General features: G+C 68.9%; 16 protein-coding genes. 9 read left to right on the forward strand and 7 right to left on the reverse strand.

Annotation, left to right across the window (positions count from 1 at the left end; all coding sequences use genetic code 11):
* The first annotated feature begins 1 nt into the window (after nt 1).
* The 7 genes from BLS97_RS03600 to BLS97_RS03630 all read left to right on the forward strand — a co-directional run bounded on the left by BLS97_RS03600 (nt 2) and on the right by BLS97_RS03630 (nt 9,720).
* Nucleotides 2-1,573, forward strand: coding sequence for a sensor histidine kinase (locus BLS97_RS03600; protein ID WP_090474631.1), 1,572 nt, complete (start codon nt 2-4; stop codon nt 1,571-1,573).
* 122 nt (nt 1,574-1,695) lie between these two features.
* The gene (locus BLS97_RS03605; RefSeq protein WP_090481218.1) at nt 1,696-2,982 is read left to right on the forward strand and encodes a bifunctional glycosyltransferase family 2/GtrA family protein; all 1,287 of its coding nucleotides are present in this window, start codon (nt 1,696-1,698) and stop codon (nt 2,980-2,982) included.
* A 164-nt stretch (nt 2,983-3,146) separates the two neighbouring features.
* Complete coding sequence (locus tag BLS97_RS03610) at nt 3,147-3,479, forward strand: cupin domain-containing protein (RefSeq protein WP_090474632.1); 333 nt, start codon at nt 3,147-3,149, stop codon at nt 3,477-3,479.
* Between the two features lie 75 nt (nt 3,480-3,554).
* Nucleotides 3,555-4,325, forward strand: coding sequence for a response regulator transcription factor (locus BLS97_RS03615; protein WP_090474633.1), 771 nt, complete (start codon nt 3,555-3,557; stop codon nt 4,323-4,325).
* 77 nt (nt 4,326-4,402) lie between these two features.
* Nucleotides 4,403-6,439: an ArnT family glycosyltransferase gene (locus BLS97_RS03620; protein ID WP_090474634.1), complete on the forward strand. Its 2,037-nt coding sequence runs from the start codon at nt 4,403-4,405 to the stop codon at nt 6,437-6,439.
* A gap of 197 nt (nt 6,440-6,636) precedes the next feature.
* On the forward strand, nt 6,637-8,757 hold the full coding sequence (locus BLS97_RS03625; RefSeq protein ID WP_090474635.1) for an ArnT family glycosyltransferase: 2,121 nt from the start codon (nt 6,637-6,639) through the stop codon (nt 8,755-8,757).
* Between the two features lie 207 nt (nt 8,758-8,964).
* Complete coding sequence (locus BLS97_RS03630; RefSeq protein WP_090474636.1) at nt 8,965-9,720, forward strand: MerR family transcriptional regulator; 756 nt, start codon at nt 8,965-8,967, stop codon at nt 9,718-9,720.
* Between the two features lie 63 nt (nt 9,721-9,783).
* Here the strand turns inward: BLS97_RS03630 and BLS97_RS03635 are convergent, their stop codons facing one another.
* Together BLS97_RS03635 and BLS97_RS03640 are read right to left on the reverse strand one after the other, a co-directional pair.
* Nucleotides 9,784-10,104, reverse strand: coding sequence for a hypothetical protein (locus BLS97_RS03635; RefSeq protein ID WP_090474637.1), 321 nt, complete (start codon nt 10,102-10,104; stop codon nt 9,784-9,786).
* 138 nt (nt 10,105-10,242) lie between these two features.
* A complete protein-coding gene (locus tag BLS97_RS03640; RefSeq protein WP_090474638.1) occupies nt 10,243-11,757 on the reverse strand; it encodes a long-chain-fatty-acid--CoA ligase in 1,515 nt (504 codons plus the stop codon).
* A gap of 260 nt (nt 11,758-12,017) precedes the next feature.
* On the opposite strand from BLS97_RS03640, the gene BLS97_RS03645 reads away from it, so the two are divergent.
* On the forward strand, nt 12,018-13,361 hold the full coding sequence (locus tag BLS97_RS03645; protein ID WP_090474639.1) for a citrate synthase: 1,344 nt from the start codon (nt 12,018-12,020) through the stop codon (nt 13,359-13,361).
* A gap of 145 nt (nt 13,362-13,506) precedes the next feature.
* Nucleotides 13,507-14,874, forward strand: a complete 1,368-nt coding sequence (locus BLS97_RS03650; protein WP_090474640.1) for a cryptochrome/photolyase family protein — start codon at nt 13,507-13,509, stop codon at nt 14,872-14,874.
* Between the two features lie 31 nt (nt 14,875-14,905).
* Here the strand turns inward: BLS97_RS03650 and BLS97_RS03655 are convergent, their stop codons facing one another.
* From BLS97_RS03655 to BLS97_RS03675, 5 genes are all read right to left on the reverse strand, one after another.
* A complete protein-coding gene (locus BLS97_RS03655) occupies nt 14,906-15,151 on the reverse strand; it encodes a DUF2630 family protein (protein WP_090474641.1) in 246 nt (81 codons plus the stop codon).
* 50 nt (nt 15,152-15,201) lie between these two features.
* Entirely contained in the window at nt 15,202-16,134 is a 933-nt protein-coding gene (locus tag BLS97_RS03660) for an aldose 1-epimerase family protein (protein WP_090474642.1), read from the reverse strand.
* On the reverse strand, nt 16,131-16,706 hold the full coding sequence (locus tag BLS97_RS03665; RefSeq protein WP_090481221.1) for a hypothetical protein: 576 nt from the start codon (nt 16,704-16,706) through the stop codon (nt 16,131-16,133). The genes BLS97_RS03660 and BLS97_RS03665 overlap by 4 nt, the downstream gene beginning before the upstream one ends.
* 80 nt (nt 16,707-16,786) lie before the next feature.
* Nucleotides 16,787-17,383: a DUF5336 domain-containing protein gene (locus BLS97_RS03670; protein WP_090474643.1), complete on the reverse strand. Its 597-nt coding sequence runs from the start codon at nt 17,381-17,383 to the stop codon at nt 16,787-16,789.
* A 135-nt stretch (nt 17,384-17,518) separates the two neighbouring features.
* Nucleotides 17,519-18,808 carry an MFS transporter gene (locus BLS97_RS03675; protein ID WP_090481228.1) on the reverse strand — a complete coding sequence of 430 codons (1,290 nt, stop codon included), beginning with the start codon at nt 18,806-18,808 and terminating at the stop codon, nt 17,519-17,521.
* Nucleotides 18,809-18,810 lie beyond the last annotated feature (2 nt).

Genomic DNA, 18,810 nt, shown 5'->3' on the forward strand with positions numbered 1-18,810 from the left:
AGTGGACCGCTCACACAAACCCCGGCGCGCAGTCACTCTGCGTACCAAGCTGATTGCGAGCATCGTCGGGTTGATCGTGCTGCTCAGTGCGGTCATCGGTGTCACGACCGAGTTGTTCCTCAGCCGGTATCTCGTCCAGCAGCTCGATCAGCGCCTCGTCGGGGTTCAGGAACACGCGCCCGACATCGTGGCCGCCGGCGGATCGACGACGTCCATCCCACCGCCCAGTGGCTCCACGGCGCCGGACCAGCGGGCGCCGTCCTGCCTGATCAATGCAGGCGGCTTCCGGCAGCTGGACGGGCTCTCGATCTGCATCACCGGAACGACCGTGACCAGAGCGGTGATCTGGTCGAACTTCGTTCCGACGACCCTGACCGCCACGCAACTGGCAGCCGTCCGTTCGGCCGCCCTGAGCGCCTCCGCCTCGACCGTGTCCATTCCTGGATGGGGCGAGTACCGAGTCGTGCAGGTCGTCCCACGCGGTCTGTCCACCACCGGCGACAAGATCACGCTGATCAACGGCTTGTCCCTGTCGAGCGTGACCGACACCCAGCGCCGCCTGGCCCTGGTCATGGCCCTGGTCGCCGGGGGCGCCATCATCCTGGGTGGCCTGATCGTCTTCGTCATCGTGCGGCGTTCGGTGCGCCCCCTGGAGCGGGTGGCGGCCACGGCGCGCAAGGTGGCCACCCTTCCCCTGGACAAGGGGGATGTGGATCTGACCATCCGGGTGCCGGCCAGGGACACCGACTCCCGGACCGAGATCGGCTCGGTGGGCGCGGCGATCAACCAGATGCTCGGTCATGTGTCCGGCGCACTCAGCGCCCGCCATGCGTCCGAGACCAGGGTCCGGCAGTTCGTCGCCGATGCCTCGCACGAGCTGCGCACTCCGCTGGCCGCGATCCGCGGGTACGCCGAGCTGGCCCGTCGCGGCGAGCACGAACCCGGGGCCGTCGCTCACGCGCTGCGGCGGGTGGAATCCGAGACCGGACGCATGACCACCCTGGTGGAGGATCTGTTGTTGTTGGCGCGCCTGGATTCCGGACGTCCGTTGGCCAACGAGGAGGTCGACCTGACGATGCTCGTGGTCGACCGGGTGTCCGACGCCCGGGTGGCCGGGCCCGACCATCGCTGGCAGCTGGACCTGCCGGACGAACCGGTCACCGTGACCGGCGACAGCGCCCGCCTGCACCAGGTGCTGGCCAACCTGCTGGCCAACGCGCGCACCCACACTCCACCGGGAACGGTGGTGGTGACGGGCCTGCGGCGCGAGCCCGGCGGTGTCGTGATGACCGTGACCGACAACGGCCCGGGCATTCCGGCCGAACTGCAGCCGGAGATCTTCGGGCGGTTCGTCCGCGGCGACTCCTCCCGCTCGCGGGCCGCCGGTTCGACCGGTCTTGGCCTGTCCATCGTGACGGCCGTCATCGCGGCCCACGGCGGGACGGTCACCGTCGAGAGCCGCCCCGGCCGTACCTGCGCCCGAGTGTGGTTGCCCGACAACGTGAACCTGCCGGGGGCGCCGTTCGACACCCTGCCCGCCACCTCCGGCCTGCCGAGCCCTTCCGCCGCCTGACGAGGGTGGGACCGCCCCGGGAATCCGGGCCGCTCCCCCACCCCGTCCCGGGGTGCACCCTCACAGCCGCGGCACAGTCGGGGCGGGCGGTAGGCACAGTGCGGGCGAGCACAGTGGCCCTCATGACCACCGACACCTTCGCTTCCGAATTCACCAGCAGCGGCGATGGGCGGCTAGTGGCCACCAGCACCGACGCTGCGTCCGATCACACCGTCGTCACCTCGCTCGACGTCGTCATCCCCGTGTACAACGAACAGGGCGACCTGGCCCGGGCTGTGAGCCGCCTGCACACCTACCTGTCCACCTCGCTGCCGTACAGCTTTCGCATCACCATCGCCGACAATGCCTCCACCGATGGCACTCCGGCGATCGCCGACGAACTGTGCGAGTTCTACGAGGAAGTCGAAGTCCTGCACCTGGCCGAGAAGGGGCGAGGCCGCGCCCTCAAGGCGGCCTGGGCCCAGTCGGACGCAAAGGTGTTGGCCTACATGGACGTCGACCTGTCCACCGATCTGGCCGCGCTCCTCCCGCTGATCGCCCCGCTGCTCAGCGGGCACTCCGATCTGGCCATCGGCAGCCGACTGGCTCGGGGTTCCCGGGTCGTCCGCGGGCCGAAACGAGAATTCATCTCCCGCAGCTACAACCAGATTCTCCGGCGCACCCTGTCGGCCCATTTCTCTGACGCCCAGTGTGGTTTCAAGGCCATTCGCTCCGACGTCGCGAAGCAGCTTCTGCCGCTGGTGCAGGACAACGGTTGGTTCTTCGACACCGAGATGCTGGTGCTGGCCGAGCGGTCCGGCCTGCGGATCCACGAAGTCCCGGTCGACTGGGTGGACGACCCGAATTCCAGCGTCGACATCGTCGCCACCGCCATGACCGACCTCAAGGGTGTCTGGCGGGTCGGCCGGGCCCTGGCCACCGGTTCCCTGCCGCTGGCCCAGGTCCGGGCACAGCTCGGCCGCGGCTCCATCGAACCCGAGACCCCGGGGGTACCGGACGGCATGGTCCGACAGATCGTTCGGTTCGGCGCCATCGGCGTCATCTCCACTTTGGCCTACCTCGTGCTGTTCGTCGCCTTCCACCCGTTCATGGGCGCCCAGGTCGCGAACTTCCTGGCTCTGGCCATCACCGCCGTCGCCAACACGTCGGCCAACCGTCGCTTCACGTTCGGCCTGAAGGACCGCGCCGGGGCCGGACGTCACCAGCTGCAGGGATTCGGGATCTTCCTGCTCGGGCTGGGCATCACCAGCGGCTCGCTGGCCGTGCTGCACGCCACCGCTCCGAATGCCGGGCGGATGCTGGAGCTCAGCGTGCTGGTCGCGGCCAATCTGGCCGCCACCGTGGTCCGATTCCTGCTGATGCGGGGCTGGGTGTTCCGCCGAGCCGCAGTGACCGACGGCCAGATGTAGACCGGGATGTCATTGCGGTTCTCGTCGGCGGTCACCGCGTTCCCGGCGGCACCGGTCGGCCAGCGGCCGGTCGGCGGGCGGCAGGTGCGTATCCGGCGGTGGTTCGGCCCCGGCGCGCCGGCTTTCAACAGGCGCGTCCGGGCCGTGGGCAGCACACTCGATCCATGCAGAAGCTCTCCTTGCAGGCCACTGCCCGCGAGCAACTCAGCGCGGCCGGTGCCTCGTCCAACGGCCGGAGCGCCCGTACGGTGTACGGCGGTCATGAACACGTTCTCCGGCAGACGGTCATCGCCCTGACCGCCGGCAACTCGCTGGCCGAACACGACAACCCAGGGGACGCAACCATTCTCGTGCTGTCCGGCCGGGTGCGACTGACCGCCGGCACGGTGGACTGGGAAGGCCGCGAGGGTGATCTCCTGCTGATCCCGCGGGCCCGTCATTCATTGCTCGCGATCGAGGACGCCACCGTCCTGCTCTCGGCTGCCGCCCGGCCCTGACCGGGGAGAATCGCACACAGGAAAGCCATAGTCGGCGCTCAGCGTCAGCATCACCCGGCGGCCCACACTTGTTCCATGACCATCACCGCCCCCTTCGCCGGGTTCGTCCCCACCCCCGACCGGTCCCGTGAATCGTTGCGCGGGCCAGGTAACCGAGCCATCAAGGCCCTCGTCGTCGACGACGAGCAGACCCTGGCCGAGTTGGTCGGTCTGGCCCTCCGTTTCGAGGGCTGGGACATCCGGCTGGCCGGGGACGGCAAGTCGGCCATTACCGCCGCCCGGGAGTTCCGGCCGGATCTGGTGATCCTGGACGTCATGCTCCCCGACATGGACGGCATGGAGGTCCTGCGTCGTATCCGGGCCGAGATCGACCACCTGCCCGTCCTTTTCCTCACGGCACGAGACTCCGTCGAGGACCGGATCGCCGGTCTCACCGCGGGCGGCGACGACTACGTCACCAAACCGTTCTCCATCGAGGAGTTGGTACTGCGTCTGCGAGCCCTCCTGCTGCGGTCGAAACTGAACGTCAGCACCAACTCGTCCGCCCTCTCGGTCGGCGACCTGACGCTGGACGAGGACACCCGGGAGGTGTTCCGGGGCGGCGAGTCGATCCAGCTGACCGCCACCGAGTTCGAACTGCTGCGTTTCCTGATGCGCAACGCCAAGCGCGTGCTGAGCAAGGCCCAGATCCTGGACCGGGTGTGGAACTACGACTTCGGCGGCCAGGCCAACATCGTCGAGCTCTACATCTCCTACCTGCGCAAGAAGATCGATGCCGGGCGCGACCCGATGATCCACACCGTGCGCGGTTTCGGGTACGTCATCAAACCCGCCGCCGGGGCGTGAGCCCAGCCCGCGTCACATCCCCTTCCCCGAAGTCCTTCCCGCTCCCTGTCCGCACGGAGCCCGAGAGTGAGGTTCCGATGACGGCAACCCTCGAGAAGTCCCCACCGGTCGCGGAACCACCCGGTCCGGCCGAGGCGCCGGCCCCGCCGCGACGGCGGCTGATCATCCGGATCTGGCGCGGTGGCGCGGACGATCCGCGCTGGGCCCGCCCGGCCCTGTTCGGTCTGCTGGCCGTCACGGCCGTCCTGTACCTGGTCAACCTGACCGCGTCCGGCTGGGCCAATGCGTTCTACTCGGCCGCGGCCCAGGCCGGGTCGGTGTCCTGGAAGGCCTTCTTCTTCGGGTCCTCCGATGCCGGGAACGCGATCACGGTGGACAAGACACCGGGATCGTTGTGGTTCATGGCCCTGTCGGCGCGGCTGTTCGGCGTCAACTCGTTCGCGATCCTGCTGCCGCAGGCATTCATGGGCATCGCCTCGGTCGGGGTTCTCTACTCGACCGTCAAGCGGGTGGCCACGCCGATGGCCGGATTGCTGGCTGGCCTCGCCCTGGCCGTGACACCGGTTGCGGCGCTGATGTTCCGGTTCAACAACCCGGACGCGATGATGGTGCTGTGCCTGGTGCTCGGGGCCTGGGCCATGACGCAGGCCATCGCGACCGGCCGCACCAAGTGGCTGCTCTGGTGCGGCGCGTTCATCGGCTTCGCCTTCCTGGCCAAGATGATGCAGGCGTTCCTGGTGGTGCCCGGGTTCGGCCTGGCCTATCTGGTGGCCGGCCCGCCGAGGCTGCGCCGCCGCATCGGACAACTCGTCGGCGCTCTCGTCGCGATGATCGTCGCCGGCGGCTGGTGGGTGGCGGTCGTGATGCTGTGGGCGGCCGCCGACCGCCCGTACATCGGCGGGTCGCAGACCAACTCGGTACTGGATCTGTTGTTCGGCTACAACGGTTTCGGCCGACTGACCGGTGACGAGGTCGGTAGCGTCGGTTGGACCGACCAGGCGTCGCCGACCAAGCTGATCGACTCGGAGATGGGCGGTCAGATCGCATGGCTGCTGCCGGCCGCATTGGTCGCCCTCATCGCCGGCCTGGTGATCACCGCGCGCCGCAAGCGCACCGACCCGGTCCGCGCCTCGTTGATCATCTGGGGCGGCTGGCTTCTGGTCACCGGCATCACCTTCTCGGCCATGCAGGGCATCATCCACCCGTACTACACGGTCGCCCTGGCCCCGGCGATCGCCGCTCTGGTCGGGATCGGCGCACATCAGCTCTGGAAGCACCGGGACTCCCCGCTCGCCATCGGCACCATGGCCGGAACCGTCGTGGTCTCCGCGGTCTGGGCGAAGATCTTGCTGGCCCGGACATCCGACTTCCTGCCGTGGCTCGGCACCACCGTCCTCGTCGTCGGATTCGTGGCGGCGGCGGCCGTCCTGGTCGCCGGCCTGCTACCCGGCCGTCGGGCCCGGATCCTCACCCCGATCGCCGCCGTGCTGGCCGCCGCCGTCCTGCTGGCCGGCCCGACCGCCTACACCGTCGACACCATCTCCACCGGCCACACCGGCGCCTTGCCCTCGGCCGGACCGAGCAGTGCCGGTGGCTTCGGAGGTGGGGCGCGGCCCGGCGGCACCTTCGGCGGAGCCGGCAACCTGCCCAGCGGCCAGTTCTCGCCCGGGGGCCAGGGGACGACGTCCACCGGCACCACGGCGACCGCTCGCGGGTTCGGCGGCGGGGGCGGAATGGGTGGCCTGCTCGGCGCGTCCACCCCGTCGGCGACGATGATCTCGACGCTCAAGGCCAACTCGTCCAACTACACCTGGGCCGCCGCGGTCGTCGGGTCGAACAACGCCGCCGGCTATCAACTGGCGACCGGACTGCCGGTCATGGCAGTCGGGGGCTTCAACGGCACCGATCCGGCCCCGACCCTGGCCCAGTTCCAGGCTCTGGCCAAGGCGGGGAAGATCCACTACTTCATCGCCGGCACCATCAGCGGCGGCGGATCGAGCAGCACGTCGGGCCAGGACGCCAGCCTGATCGCGGCGTGGGTGGAGTCTCATTACACCGCAACCACTGTCGGGTCGGTGACGATCTACGACCTCACGCCCGGCAGTGCGAGCTGATCCCGACACAGCCTCGCCCGGCCGCGCGTCGGAAGTCCCGACCTTTCGAACCAGCCCACAGGAAGCGCAAAGGAGCAGCACCGAGCGGCCACAGTCGCATCAACGACAGTGACTTCATGACCACCAGGCCGCTTCCTGATCGGCTGCTCACCGACCTCCCGCCCTCTCGCCCCGATAGCCCGAAGGAATCAAGGACAATGACCACCACCTCCGGTCTCACCACTGTGCCTCCCCCATCCGGGACGGCCTCCGCCGAACCGGTGGATCACCCTCGGGACACCCATCCGTCGACCCCTTCCGGCCCGCCGCAGCGCGGGCGGTTCAGCCGCTTGATCCGTGGCGGCACCGATGATCCACGGTGGGCCCGCCCGTTGTTGATCGCGCTGCTGGTGATCACGGCCGCGGCCTACCTGTGGGATCTGTCGATCAACGGCAATGCCAACGAGTTCTACGCGGCGGCCGTGAAGTCAGGGACCGAGAGCTGGAAGGCGTGGCTGTTCGGATCCCTGGATTCCAGCAACGCGATCACCGTCGACAAACCACCGGCTTCGCTCTGGATCATGGGGCTGTCCGGCCGGATCTTCGGATTCTCGTCATTCTCGATGCTCCTACCCGAGGCCCTCATGGGAGTCGGCACCGTGGCCCTGCTGTACGCCGCGGTTCGCCGGACCTCCGGCCACGCCGCCGGTCTGGTCGCCGGCGCCTTGGTCGCGTTGACTCCCGTTGCGGCGCTTATGTTCCGCTTCAACAACCCGGACGCCATGCTGGTGCTGCTGATGACCCTGGGCGCGTACTTCGTGGTCCGGGCCATCGAGAAGGTCCCGGCCGACCGGAAGTCCCACGCGTTGCGCTGGCTCTTGCTGGCCGGCACCGCGATCGGGTTCGCGTTCCTGACCAAGATGTTGCAGGGCCTTCTCGTCCTTCCCGCCTTCGGCGTGGTGTACCTGCCGGCGTCGGACAACAAACTCTGGACCCGCATCTGGCACCTGCTGGCCGCTCTCGGTGCCGTCGTCGTGTCGGCCGGCTGGTTCGTCGCCCTGGTCGCCCTGTGGCCGGCCGATTCCCGCCCGTACATCGGCGGCTCCACGACGAACTCGTTGTGGGAGTTGGCCATCGGCTACAACGGTCTGGGGCGGATCTTCGGTGGGTCCGGCAACGGCGGGGGTGGGGGTGGGGGCGGCGGCATCAGCTTCGGCGGTACCACCGGCCTCACCCGGATGTTCGGCACCGCGTTCGGTTCGCAGATCTCCTGGCTGATCCCGGCCGCCCTGGTCGCGTTCATCGCCGGCATGTGGTTCACCCGCAAGGCTCCCCGCACCGACCGGACCCGCGCCGGCATCCTGCTCTGGGGTGGCTGGACGATCGTCACCGCCCTCGTCCTGTCGTACATGCAGGGCACGGTGCACCCCTACTACTCGGTCGCCTTGGTTCCCGGCATCGCCGGAGTGGTCGCGATCGCCGGAAAGGAACTCTGGCGCGGACGCGAATCCCATCTGGCCCGCGCCACGCTGGCCTTGATGATCACCGTCACCGCCGGGTGGTCGTACTACCTGATGGACCGCGACGCCCCGACCTTCCTGCCGTGGCTCCGCTGGACGGTGCTGATCGCCGGCGTGCTCGGAGCCGCGGTTCTGGCCGCGTCCGTCGGCCGGTTGAAGAAGTACGCGGTGATCGGCCTGCTGGTCGGTTCCGTCGCCGCCATGGCCGGCTCGGCCGCCTTCACGGTCGACACCATTGGCACCGCCCACACCGGCGCCACCCCGACGGCCGGCCCGGCCACCGCACGCGGCGGGTTCCCCGGCGGGGGTGCCCTTCCGTCCGGTCTCACCTCCGGTGACTTCAGCGGCACGATGCCGGGCGGGACGATGCCCAGCGGGACTCTGCCCAGCGGGACGAGCGGCACGATGCCCAGCGGCGCACTGCCCAGCGGTATGGGCGGTGGCGGAAGCACCACCACCAACACCGCTCTGGTTGCCCTGCTCAACAAGACGACCAACCGCTGGGCCGCGGCCACGGTCAGCGCTCAGTCGGCCGAGACCTACATCCTGAGCAGCGACAAGGCCGTCATGGCCATCGGCGGCTTCAGCGGGACCGACAACTCGCCGACTCTGGCGCAGTTCCAGGCCTACGTCGCTGCCGGTGACATCCACTACTTCATCTCCGGTGGTTTCGGCGGCGGTGGAGGCGGTTTCGCCGGCGGACAGAGTGGCAGCACCACCTCGGCCAGTCAGATCACGGCCTGGGTCAAGGCCCACTACACCGCGACCACCGTCGGCGGGGTGACCGTCTACGACCTGACCACGGCCACCACGAGCTGACCGGCGCACCCGCTCCGTCCCCATCCGGAAGCGAGCCGCAGGCCCGGACCATCCCGGTCCGGGCCTGCTGTGCGTCGTGGGGGCGACGCAAGCAGTTCGGGATTTCGGCTTGACCCTGACGTAGCGTCAGGCTGCATCGTGGAGGTGTCCGGCCGACCGGTCGGAACAAGATCAGCAGTCACCGATGACGAATCACGGGGAACGAAGATGAGCTACTCGGTGGGCCAGGTCGCCCGCCTGACGGGCATCACGGTCCGGACGTTGCACCACTACGACCGCATCGGCCTGCTCGAGGCGGCCGACCGGAGCGGAGCCGGCTACCGCCGGTACTCCGACGCCGACCTGGATCGCCTGCAGCACATCCTGTTCTACCGGGAACTCGGGTTTTCGCTGGAGGACGTCGCAACCGTCCTCGACCAGCCGGGCGCGAACAGCAGCGAGCATCTGCGCAGGCAGCACGAGTTGCTGCAGAAGCGGATCGCCCGGTTGACCGTCATGGTGAAGGCAGTGGAGAAAGAGATGGAGGCCCACCAGATGGGTATCGCCCTGACCCCCGAGGAGAAGTTCGAGATCTTCGGACCGAACTACAGCGAGGACTACGAAGCCGAGGCGCAGCAGCGCTGGGGTGACACGGAGGCCTGGCAGCAATCGCAGTCACGGACGTCCAAGTTCACCAAGGCCGATTGGCAGCGGGTGAAGACCGAGACGGACGACCTGAACCGGCGTCTGGCCGCTTCGATGTCCAGCGGCATGGCCTCGGACAGTCTCGAAGCCATGGACCTGGCCCAGGAGCATCTCCGCGCCATCGAGGTGTTCTACGACTGCTCGTACGCCATGCATCGAGGGATCGGCGACATGTACCTGGCCGACGAACGATTCACCCAGACGTACGAGGAACTGGCGCCCGGTCTGGCCCGATGGCTGCGAGACGCCATCCATGCCAACGCCGATCGCCACGAGTAGCCGTCCAGCGGCGCCCGGTCGTTCCTCCCCGCCCGGGAGAGGAACGACCGGGCCTGGGCCTGTTCAGGAACCGCCGGATCCGGCGTGGGAGCTCCCGCCGCCGGATTGGGGTAACTGCTGGGCCGGGACGAGCTGCTGGTCGCCCGTGCCTTCCGGCCAGCCCGAACCCGCGTCGCCGTTGGCGACGCCGCTGGTGGACTGCTGGTCGGCCACCCGGGCCGGCGTCGTCGGTTCGCTGCCCGCCGCCGCGTTGCCCGACAGCACCACGGTCAGGGCAATCGCCCCGGCGGCCGAGGCCACCACCGTGCCGGCGGTGATCGCCCGGACCGTCGACCGGATCCGAGCCCGCTCGTCGATCTTCGCGAAGCGTTGGAGCTGATTCACCGGCCGGCCTCTCGTCGTGTCTGGTGACCATCACGCTGATCCGGGGACCTGTGCCGCCCGTGTGCCTGATTTGTGGATCAGCTGCAGATCACCCGGCCGGCCGGGCGGTCCTCGCCCCGCCGCGGGATCAGACCCGTTCTACAGGCCGGCCGAGATCTCCCGTTTGAGGATCTTGCCGCTGGGCCCCATCGGGAAGGCCTCGGTGAACTCGACCCGTCTCGGGTACTTGTAGCGGCCCAGCCGCTCCTGCGACCAGGCGATCAGCGTCGGGCCGTCGAGGTCGGCCCCTTCCGGCGAGCGGACGACCACAGCGCAGATCTCCTCGCCGTGCACCTCACTCGGATAGCCAACGACCGCCACCTGAGCGACCCCGGGGTGGCCGGCCAGAACCTCCTCGACCTCCCGCGGATAGACGTTGAACCCGCCGCGCAGGATCATGTCCTTCTTGCGATCGACGATCGAGAGGAACCCGTCCTCGTCCTTGACGCCCAGATCGCCGGTGCGGAACCAGCCATCCACGAGGACGGCTCGGGTGGCCTCGGGATTGCCCAGGTAGCCGGCGAAGATGTTGTGGCCCCGAATCACCACCTCACCCAGCTGACCGGCCGGCAGCAGTTCGATGCGTCCCTCCACCTCGGCCGCGGCGATCTCGGCGTCGACCCCCCAGATGGCGCGGCCCACGGTGCCCGGCTTCCGCCCGAACACCGGCTGGTTGAACGTGGCCACGGGCGAGGTCTCGGACAGTCCGTAGCCCTCGTAGATGTCGGCGTCGAACACTTCGGCGAACCGGTCGATGACGGCCACCGGGAGGCTCGCGCCGCCGGAGATCGCGATGCGCAGCTTCGGCCGGCGCGGATCGGTCCGTGCCGCTGCCAGCAAGCCGATGTACATGGTGGGCACTCCCATGAACACGTTCACGCCTTCCGCCTCGATCAGGTCCAGCGCCGCCGCACCGTCGAACCGGGGCAGCATGACGAGCGTGGCACCGGCGAAGAAGCCGGCGTTCATCGCGCAGGTCTGCCCGAACGAATGGAACAGCGGAAGGCATCCGAGAATGGTGTCCTCGCTGGTCAGGAAGATGACCGAGGCGGCAGAGACGATCGCGTTCATCGTCATGTTGAGTTGCGTCAGCACAGCACCCTTGGGGGCACCGGTGGTACCCGACGTGTAGAGGATCACCGCCTCGTCGCCGGCTTCCCGTTCGACGTAGGACGCCACCGGCGCCACCGTGGCGGCCAGCCGGTCGAGGCGCGGGCCGTCACCGCCCATCACGGAAAACAGGCCGATCCCGGCGGCGGCCGCGGCCGGGCCTCCTTCGGCCAGCAGCGGCGCTCCGACAACGAGAACCTTCGCACCGGAGTTCTGCAGCACGTAGGTGATCTCCCGGGCGACCAGCAGGGCATGCACCGGCACCACCACCGCACCCAGGGCCAATGCCGCGAAGTACACGCGGGGGAAGTCGGGCACATTGGGCATGAGGAGGGCGACCCGGTCCCCCGGCCCCACCCCGGCGTCGGCCAGCACGGTCGCGTACCGGCGCGCCTGCTCCCACAGGTCGGCGTAGGAAACCCGCTCCTGGCCCATCACCACCGCGTCCGCCCCCGGGTACCGCTGCGCCGATTCGGCGAGAATGCTGGCCAAGGTCAGGCTCATCGCGCTGGTCCGCTCCGTTCGATGGTTCATGCCGGCTGCCGCACGTGTACCGCCAGAACCCCGGACAACTGGGACCAACGTCACAAGCCGACCATACGCACACCGCGAATGGCGCACCCGGTTCGCCCGGCCGGCCATTCGCGAAGTAGATTCCCGGCAAAGAGTTCCACCCCGGGGCCCGGTGCGCGCCGACCAGCGCGACCGCGAAGGCCGGGGGACGTACCGCTGTAGTCAAAAACTGTGAAGAAGCGGAGACACATATGTCCGAGGTCAACGAAGCCCCCACCGAGACGCCCACACCCACCGAAAGCCCAGCGCCGCCGGAGAGTGGCAGCCTGACCTACAACGGCGCCACGCTGGACCTGAAGGTCGTCCCGGCCACCGAGGGCGCCTCGGGCGTGGAAATCGGCAAGCTGCTCTCCACCACCGGGGTCGTCACCCTCGATCCCGGCTTCACCAACACCGGATCGACCACGTCGGCGATCACCTACATCGACGGCGACGCCGGCATCCTGCGCTACCGCGGCTACCCCATCGAGCAGCTGGCCAAGCAGTCCACCTTCATCGAGACCAGCTACCTGTTGATCTACGGCGAACTGCCGACCGAGACCCAGCTCGCCAACTTCACCTCGCGGATCAACCGGCACACGCTGCTGCACGAGGACCTGAAGCGGTTCTTCGACGGATTCCCCCGCGACGCGCACCCGATGCCGGTGCTCTCCAGCGCGGTGAGTGCGCTGTCGACCTTCTACCAGGACTCGCTGGACCCGTTCAATCCGGAACACGTCGAGCTGTCGACCGTTCGCCTGCTGGCCAAGCTGCCGACCATCGCCGCCTATGCCTACAAGAAGACCGTCGGCCAGCCGCTGCTCTACCCGGACAACTCCCTCGGGCTGGTGGAGAACTTCCTGCGGATGTCCTTCGGCTTTCCGGCGGAGCCCTACGACGTCGACCCCAAGCTGGCCAAGGCCCTCGACCAGCTGTTCATCCTGCACGCGGACCACGAACAGAACTGTTCCACCTCGACCGTCCGGCTGGTCGGCTCGGCCCACGCCAACCTCTTCGTGTCGGTCGCGGCGGGCATCAACGCCCTGTTCGGTCCCCTGCACGGCGGCGCGAACGAGGCCGTGCTGCAGATGCTCGGCTCGATCCGTGACGACGGCGGCGACATCGACAAGTTCGTCCAGCGGGTCAAGGCCAAGGAGCCGGGCGTCAAGCTGATGGGCTTCGGGCACCGGGTGTACAAGAACTACGACCCGCGCGCGGCCATCGTCAAGCAGACGGCGGACGGCATCCTGGAATCCCTCGGCGCGAACGACGAGTTGCTCGACCTCGCGAAGCAGCTGGAAGAGGTCGCCCTGCACGACGACTACTTCATCCAGCGCAAGCTGTACCCGAACGTGGACTTCTACACCGGCCTGATCTACAAGGCGATGGGTTTCCCGACCAAGATGTTCACCGTCCTGTTCGCGATCGGCCGGCTGCCCGGCTGGATCGCCCAGTGGCGCGAGATGATCCAGGACCCGGCCACCAAGATCGGCCGGCCGCGCCAGGTCTACACCGGCTACACCGCCCGTGACTACGTCCCCGGCGACAACCGCTGACCTCTGCGCATACGGAACTGCCTTGCGCATACGGAACTGCCCAAATGGAGTCGGGTTGGCTTCGGAATAGGCACTTCTGCATGCGCGGGGCAGTTTGGTATGCGCGGGAGGTGTCGGGGGGCCGGGACGCGGGAATTGCCCTGCCGTGACCTCTCTCCTGTGGTTCCGGCGTGACCTGCGACTCGACGACCACCCGGCGCTGCTGCATGCCGCCGAAAGTGGCGACGTGCTCGGGGTTTTCGTCGCCGACGACACGCTGCTGCACGTATCCGGCGCCCCGCGGCGGCACTTCCTGGCGGGCTGCGTCCAGGCCCTGTCCGAATCCATGCACGGCCGGCTGCTGGTCACGCACGGCCGACCGGATCACGTCATCCCCCAGCTGGCCGCGGACATCGGCGCCGATGCGGTGCACGTGTCGGCCGACTACGGCCCGTACGGCCGAGCCCGTGACGAACGGGTGGCGAAAGCCCTGCAGGCCAAAGGCATCGACCTTGTTGCCACCGGTTCGCCGTACGCTGTCGCCCCGGGCCGGGTGCGCAAGCCGGACGGCACCCCGTACGCCGTGTTCACTCCGTTCCACCGCGCCTGGTCGGCGCACGGCTGGCGCCGCCCGGCCGGTCCGGGCACCGACGTCAGATGGGTCGATCCGGCCGGCTTTGGGCACCCATTCGACCCGGCCGAGCTGTCGGCCCGGATTCCGAGCGGAATGAAATTGCCGACGGCGGGCGAGACGGCAGCGCGGACGGTGTGGGCGCAATTTCTCGACCGGGGCATCGACGCCTACGACGACGAACGGAATCGCCCCGATCATCCTGGCACCAGCCACATGTCGGCCTACCTGAAATGGGGTTGCATCCACCCCCGGACATTGATGGCCGATCTGGCCGTTCACCGGTCCGCCGGCGCCGCCTCGTATCAACGGGAGCTCGCCTTCCGGGAGTTCTACGCCGATATCCTCTTCCACCACCCGGAGACCCTGACCACCTCGGCCGACCCGATCATCGACCGATTAACGTGGGACTCCGGCCCCGAGGCCGAATCGCGACTCGCGGCCTGGAAGGCGGGCCGGACCGGCTACCCGTACATCGACGCCGGCCTGCGGCAGTTGCTGGCCGAGGGCTGGATCCACAACCGCGTCCGGATGGGGGTGGCGTCATTCCTGATCAAGGACCTGCACGTGGCCTGGCCACTGGGAGCGGCGCATTTCCTGGACCACCTGGTCGACGGCGACATCGCGTCCAACACCCACGGTTGGCAGTGGGTGGCCGGCGCCGGAGCCCAGGCCGCCCCGTACTACCGGGTGTTCAATCCGGTCACCCAGGGCGAGAAGTTCGACCCGGCCGGCCATTACGTCCGCGCCTACGTGCCTGAACTGGCCGGCGTCCCGGGTAGGGCCGTCCACCAGCCGTGGAACCTGCCGGGCGGCATCCCCGCCGGGTACGTCGAGCCGATCGTCGACCACGCCGCGGAACGAGCCGAGACCCTGCGCCGCTGGGAGCAGCGGCCCCGATGACGCAGGGCTCGTGGTCGAGCACGGGCGAGAGCTACTGCAGGTAGCCCTCGACGGTCTTCACCGGGCGGGCCTCGGCGGCGTCCGGGTTCTCGCCGAACTCGCTCTTCGCGCGACGCTGACGAAGCAGATCCCAGCACTGGTCGAGGGCTTCCTCGAGCTGCTGTAGTTGGGCGTGCTCGTCCTGCGAGTCGATGTCGCCGGCCGCTCGCCTGGCTCGCAGGGCGTGCTCCTGATCGACCAGGGAACGGACGGTGCCGAGAATGTCGTGCTCTGTCATGAGAATTTCCGATCCGTGAGTTGGGTACCTGCCGGTCAACGGTAGAACGGTCAGAAACCTTCCGGCCGCAGACCCCAACTCGCCGACCACTGGGCGCCGGGCTCGAGCCACTGCAGTCCGCGACCGGAGTTGAAGGCATCGACCGCGCAGGTCATCGGCTCGATGGCGATGGCCACCCGCTGGTCGGCGCGACCGGGCACCGGAAACTGGTGGGGCGAGAACACCTGCACCCAGCCGAACACCTCGTCCGCCCACAACACCAGGGACGTGCCGTCCGGGGCCGAGAGCCGATGGGCGACACCACCGTCGACGACGTCGAAGTCGGTCAGGGCGACGTCGGCCCGCAGGTCGCCGACCCGCATCCCGGATCGCAGATCGACGTGGGTGCCCTCGACCGGCTCCAGCGCGATCGGGATCATCGTCGTGCCGTCCACCCGAGCGTGGGTACGCCCGGAGACGGTGACCGTCAGGTCGGCGGCCGGCACATCACCGACTCGCAGGTAGGGGTGGGCCCCGATCCCGAACGGCGCGGCCGCCGTCCCGGCGTTCGTCAGCCGGTGGGTCACCTGCAGGCCGTGGTCGGTCAGCTCGTAGGTGACCGAGGTGTCCAGGATGAACGGGTAGCCGTGCTGCGGGTAGATCGACGCACCGATGGTCACCGACGATTCCGTCTGGCCCAGCACCTCGTACACCGCGTTCCGCAACAGCCCGTGGATGGCGTTGCCCCGTGACGGCTCGGTGATGTCCAGCTGTTGCGCCACCCCGTGCAGGGCCCACGCGCCACCGGCCACCCGGTTCGGCCACGGGGCCAGGACCAGGCCACAGCCCATCGGCGCGACCAGGTCGTCGGCCCAGGTCTCGGTGAACTGGACGCCGCCGACCGAGAACTCCCGGAGCACCGCGGCGACCTGGCCGATGCGGGCGAACGCATCACCCCGGCGAAGCTCGAACTGGCGGCCGGAGACCGCGCGCGGCGCCGTCATCGGGTGAGCGCCGTGAAATGCGAGACGGCCCGGCCGAACTGCAGCAACCGCTGCATCTGGGCCAGTCCACCGTCGGTCACGGACTTGGAGAAACGGTAGGTCTCCACGTACTGCACAGTGCGGGTCTCGTTCGCCTCGGTCAGCTCGGTCATCGACCGCTCCGGCGTCTGCGTCGACAGGTAGAGCATGACCGCGTGCATGGTCCGCGAGCCGTCGGGTTCGGCCTTGAACCGGTTGCGCAGACCCTGGTCGACGATGGCCGACAGCGGGATGGTGCGGACCGAGGACGAGAACATCAGGACGTCCGGCCGGTCGTCATCGGTCTCGTCGTCGCCGTGCCAGAGGATGAGCCGGCGGCCGTCGGTGACGGCGACCTCCTGCCAGAGCGATTCGCCCCAGCTCTGGGTCGATGCCACCCGCTCGCACGTGAACGCCTTGACCTCTTGTGGATCGATCACGCCGTAGAGCGCCTCGAGCGCGGCGTCGGCGTCGCGGATGTACGCGCGTACGGCTTCGTCCAGTTGCGGGTACGGCGCCCAGTCCTGGGGAGGGTGCGGTGCGGGGTAGGACATGAACGACGCCTCCTGGGCAGTCACGGCAGCGAGTGGTTCCAGCTTGAATCCTGCCCTACGAACCGGGCTGCGGGCGCCGCCTACCCCAGCGGAACATTGCGGTTGCGCGACCAGGCCCGGACGTCGGCCCCCAGTGACAAGGCGATGGCGATGATCGGGAGGACTGCGTAGATCAGTGGCACCCAGATCGCGAAGTCCAGCCCCGCGTAGTCGGACAACCGGATGACGAAGTACACCGAGATCGCGATCGAGAGGCCGCATCCCACGCCCAGCAGGGCCGGGCGGCGACCGAGAATGGTGACGCCGCCGGCGATCAGCAGGCCCCCGGCGATCATCGTCAGGATGCCGATGACGGTGAACTCGGAACTCAGGCTGCGGTCCACGGAATCGAATCCGGCGGCCCCGGTGAGGATGACCAGGGCACCCATCAGTACGAACCCGGCCTGGACGAAGCTCAGGACGGCCGCCGCGACCGCTCCGCCCGGCTTCGGGGGTTGCTGTTGGTACATCGGGTAGATGGGCACGAGCTGGTAGCCGACCGGCGGGTAGCCGGGTGCCGGAGCCGACGCGTAGGGATCGACCGCGGAATACGCCGGCGGTCCCGGCGGTAGCGGTTGCCCGGTCACCGGGTCGTATCCCGACGGGTATGAGCTGTTCCAGTTCGGACCGCCGGTCATGCCCGGTCGCACTCGTCTGCCGTCACTGCAGGCTCCCCTCATCCGCCGTCCGGGCCACCCATGGGCATCGAGGCTGATTGTGCCCGACGCCGACCCTGACGGAGGCGGTTTCCCCGGTCTTTTCGCTCGGGGCGGTCAGGTCGACCGTTCGACGACCCGCCCGGGCTCGTCGTGGGTGGGCGAGCGCGAGTCGTAGTCGCGCAGCGATCGGCCGAACCAGCCCGCGACGATTGTCAGGACCACGCAGAGCAGCCCGCCGCCGACCACGGCGACCGTGGTCGAGGTCGCGTCCGCGACCACCCCGTGCACCAAGTCGGCCAGCCGCGGCCCACCGGCCACGACGACGGTGAACACCCCCTGCATCCGCCCGCGCATCTCGTCCGTCGCCGCGACCTGGAGCAACGTCGAGCGGTAGACCGAACTGACCAGATCGGCGAACCCGCCGACGGCCAGGTACAACACGGCCAGCCACAACAGCGAGGTGCTGCCGAACAGGGCCATCGAGATGCCCCACAGGACGACGGCGATCAGGATCGCCATGCCCTGCCGATGGACGCGGGTGATCCATCCGCCGGTGAGCCCGCCGAGCAGGGACCCGGCGGCCAGCCCGGCGTTCAGCAGGCCGAGGGCCACCCCGCCACCCGGCGGACCCCCGAAGGTGTGCTCGGCCATCTCCGGGAACAGGGCCCTGGGCATGCCGCAGACCATCGCGATGATGTCGATGACGAAGGTCATCAGCAGCAACGGCCGGGCGCGCAGGTAGACCAGGCCGTCGCTGACCTTGGCCCGCCCGCGCCCGGCACCGGCCGGCGGGATCGGCGGCAGCCGGAAGACGGCGTACAGGACACCGGTCAGGGTCAACGCGTCGAGGAAGTACAGCCACGGCAGGCCGATGACCGGGATGAGCACACCGACCAGCAAAGGGCCGACGATCACCCCGGTCGCGAAGACCGTCATGTTGAGGGCGTTGGCGGCCGGCACGAGCTCGGCCGGCACGATCCGCGGCAGCACCGCGCTGCGGGTCGGCTGGTTGACCGCGAAGAACCCCTGCTGGACGGCCAGCAGCAGCATGATCACCCAGACCTGCCGGCTGCCGCCCAGTGCGGTCAGCCACAGGGCGAGGCTGGTCGCCGCGATGCCGACCGAGGTGATCATCAACAGACGCCGCCGGTCGAAGCTGTCGGCGACCGCCCCACCGAGCAGGCCGAACACCACCAGCGGCACCAACGCGACGAGCGAGGCCAGACCGACCAGGGCGGAGCTGCCGGTGAGGTCGAAGATCTGCTGCTGAACGGCCACCGCCGTCAGCTGCGAGCCGATGACGGTGGCCACCTGCGAGACGAACATCCGGCGGAAGTTCCCGATCCGCAGGGGGCGTGGGTCCGGGATGATGCGCCGGAGTCGGCCGTCCGGGCGGGGTGGGATCG

Source organism: Nakamurella panacisegetis, from assembly GCF_900104535.1.
Taxonomy (GTDB): Bacteria; Actinomycetota; Actinomycetes; order Mycobacteriales; family Nakamurellaceae; genus Nakamurella; species Nakamurella panacisegetis.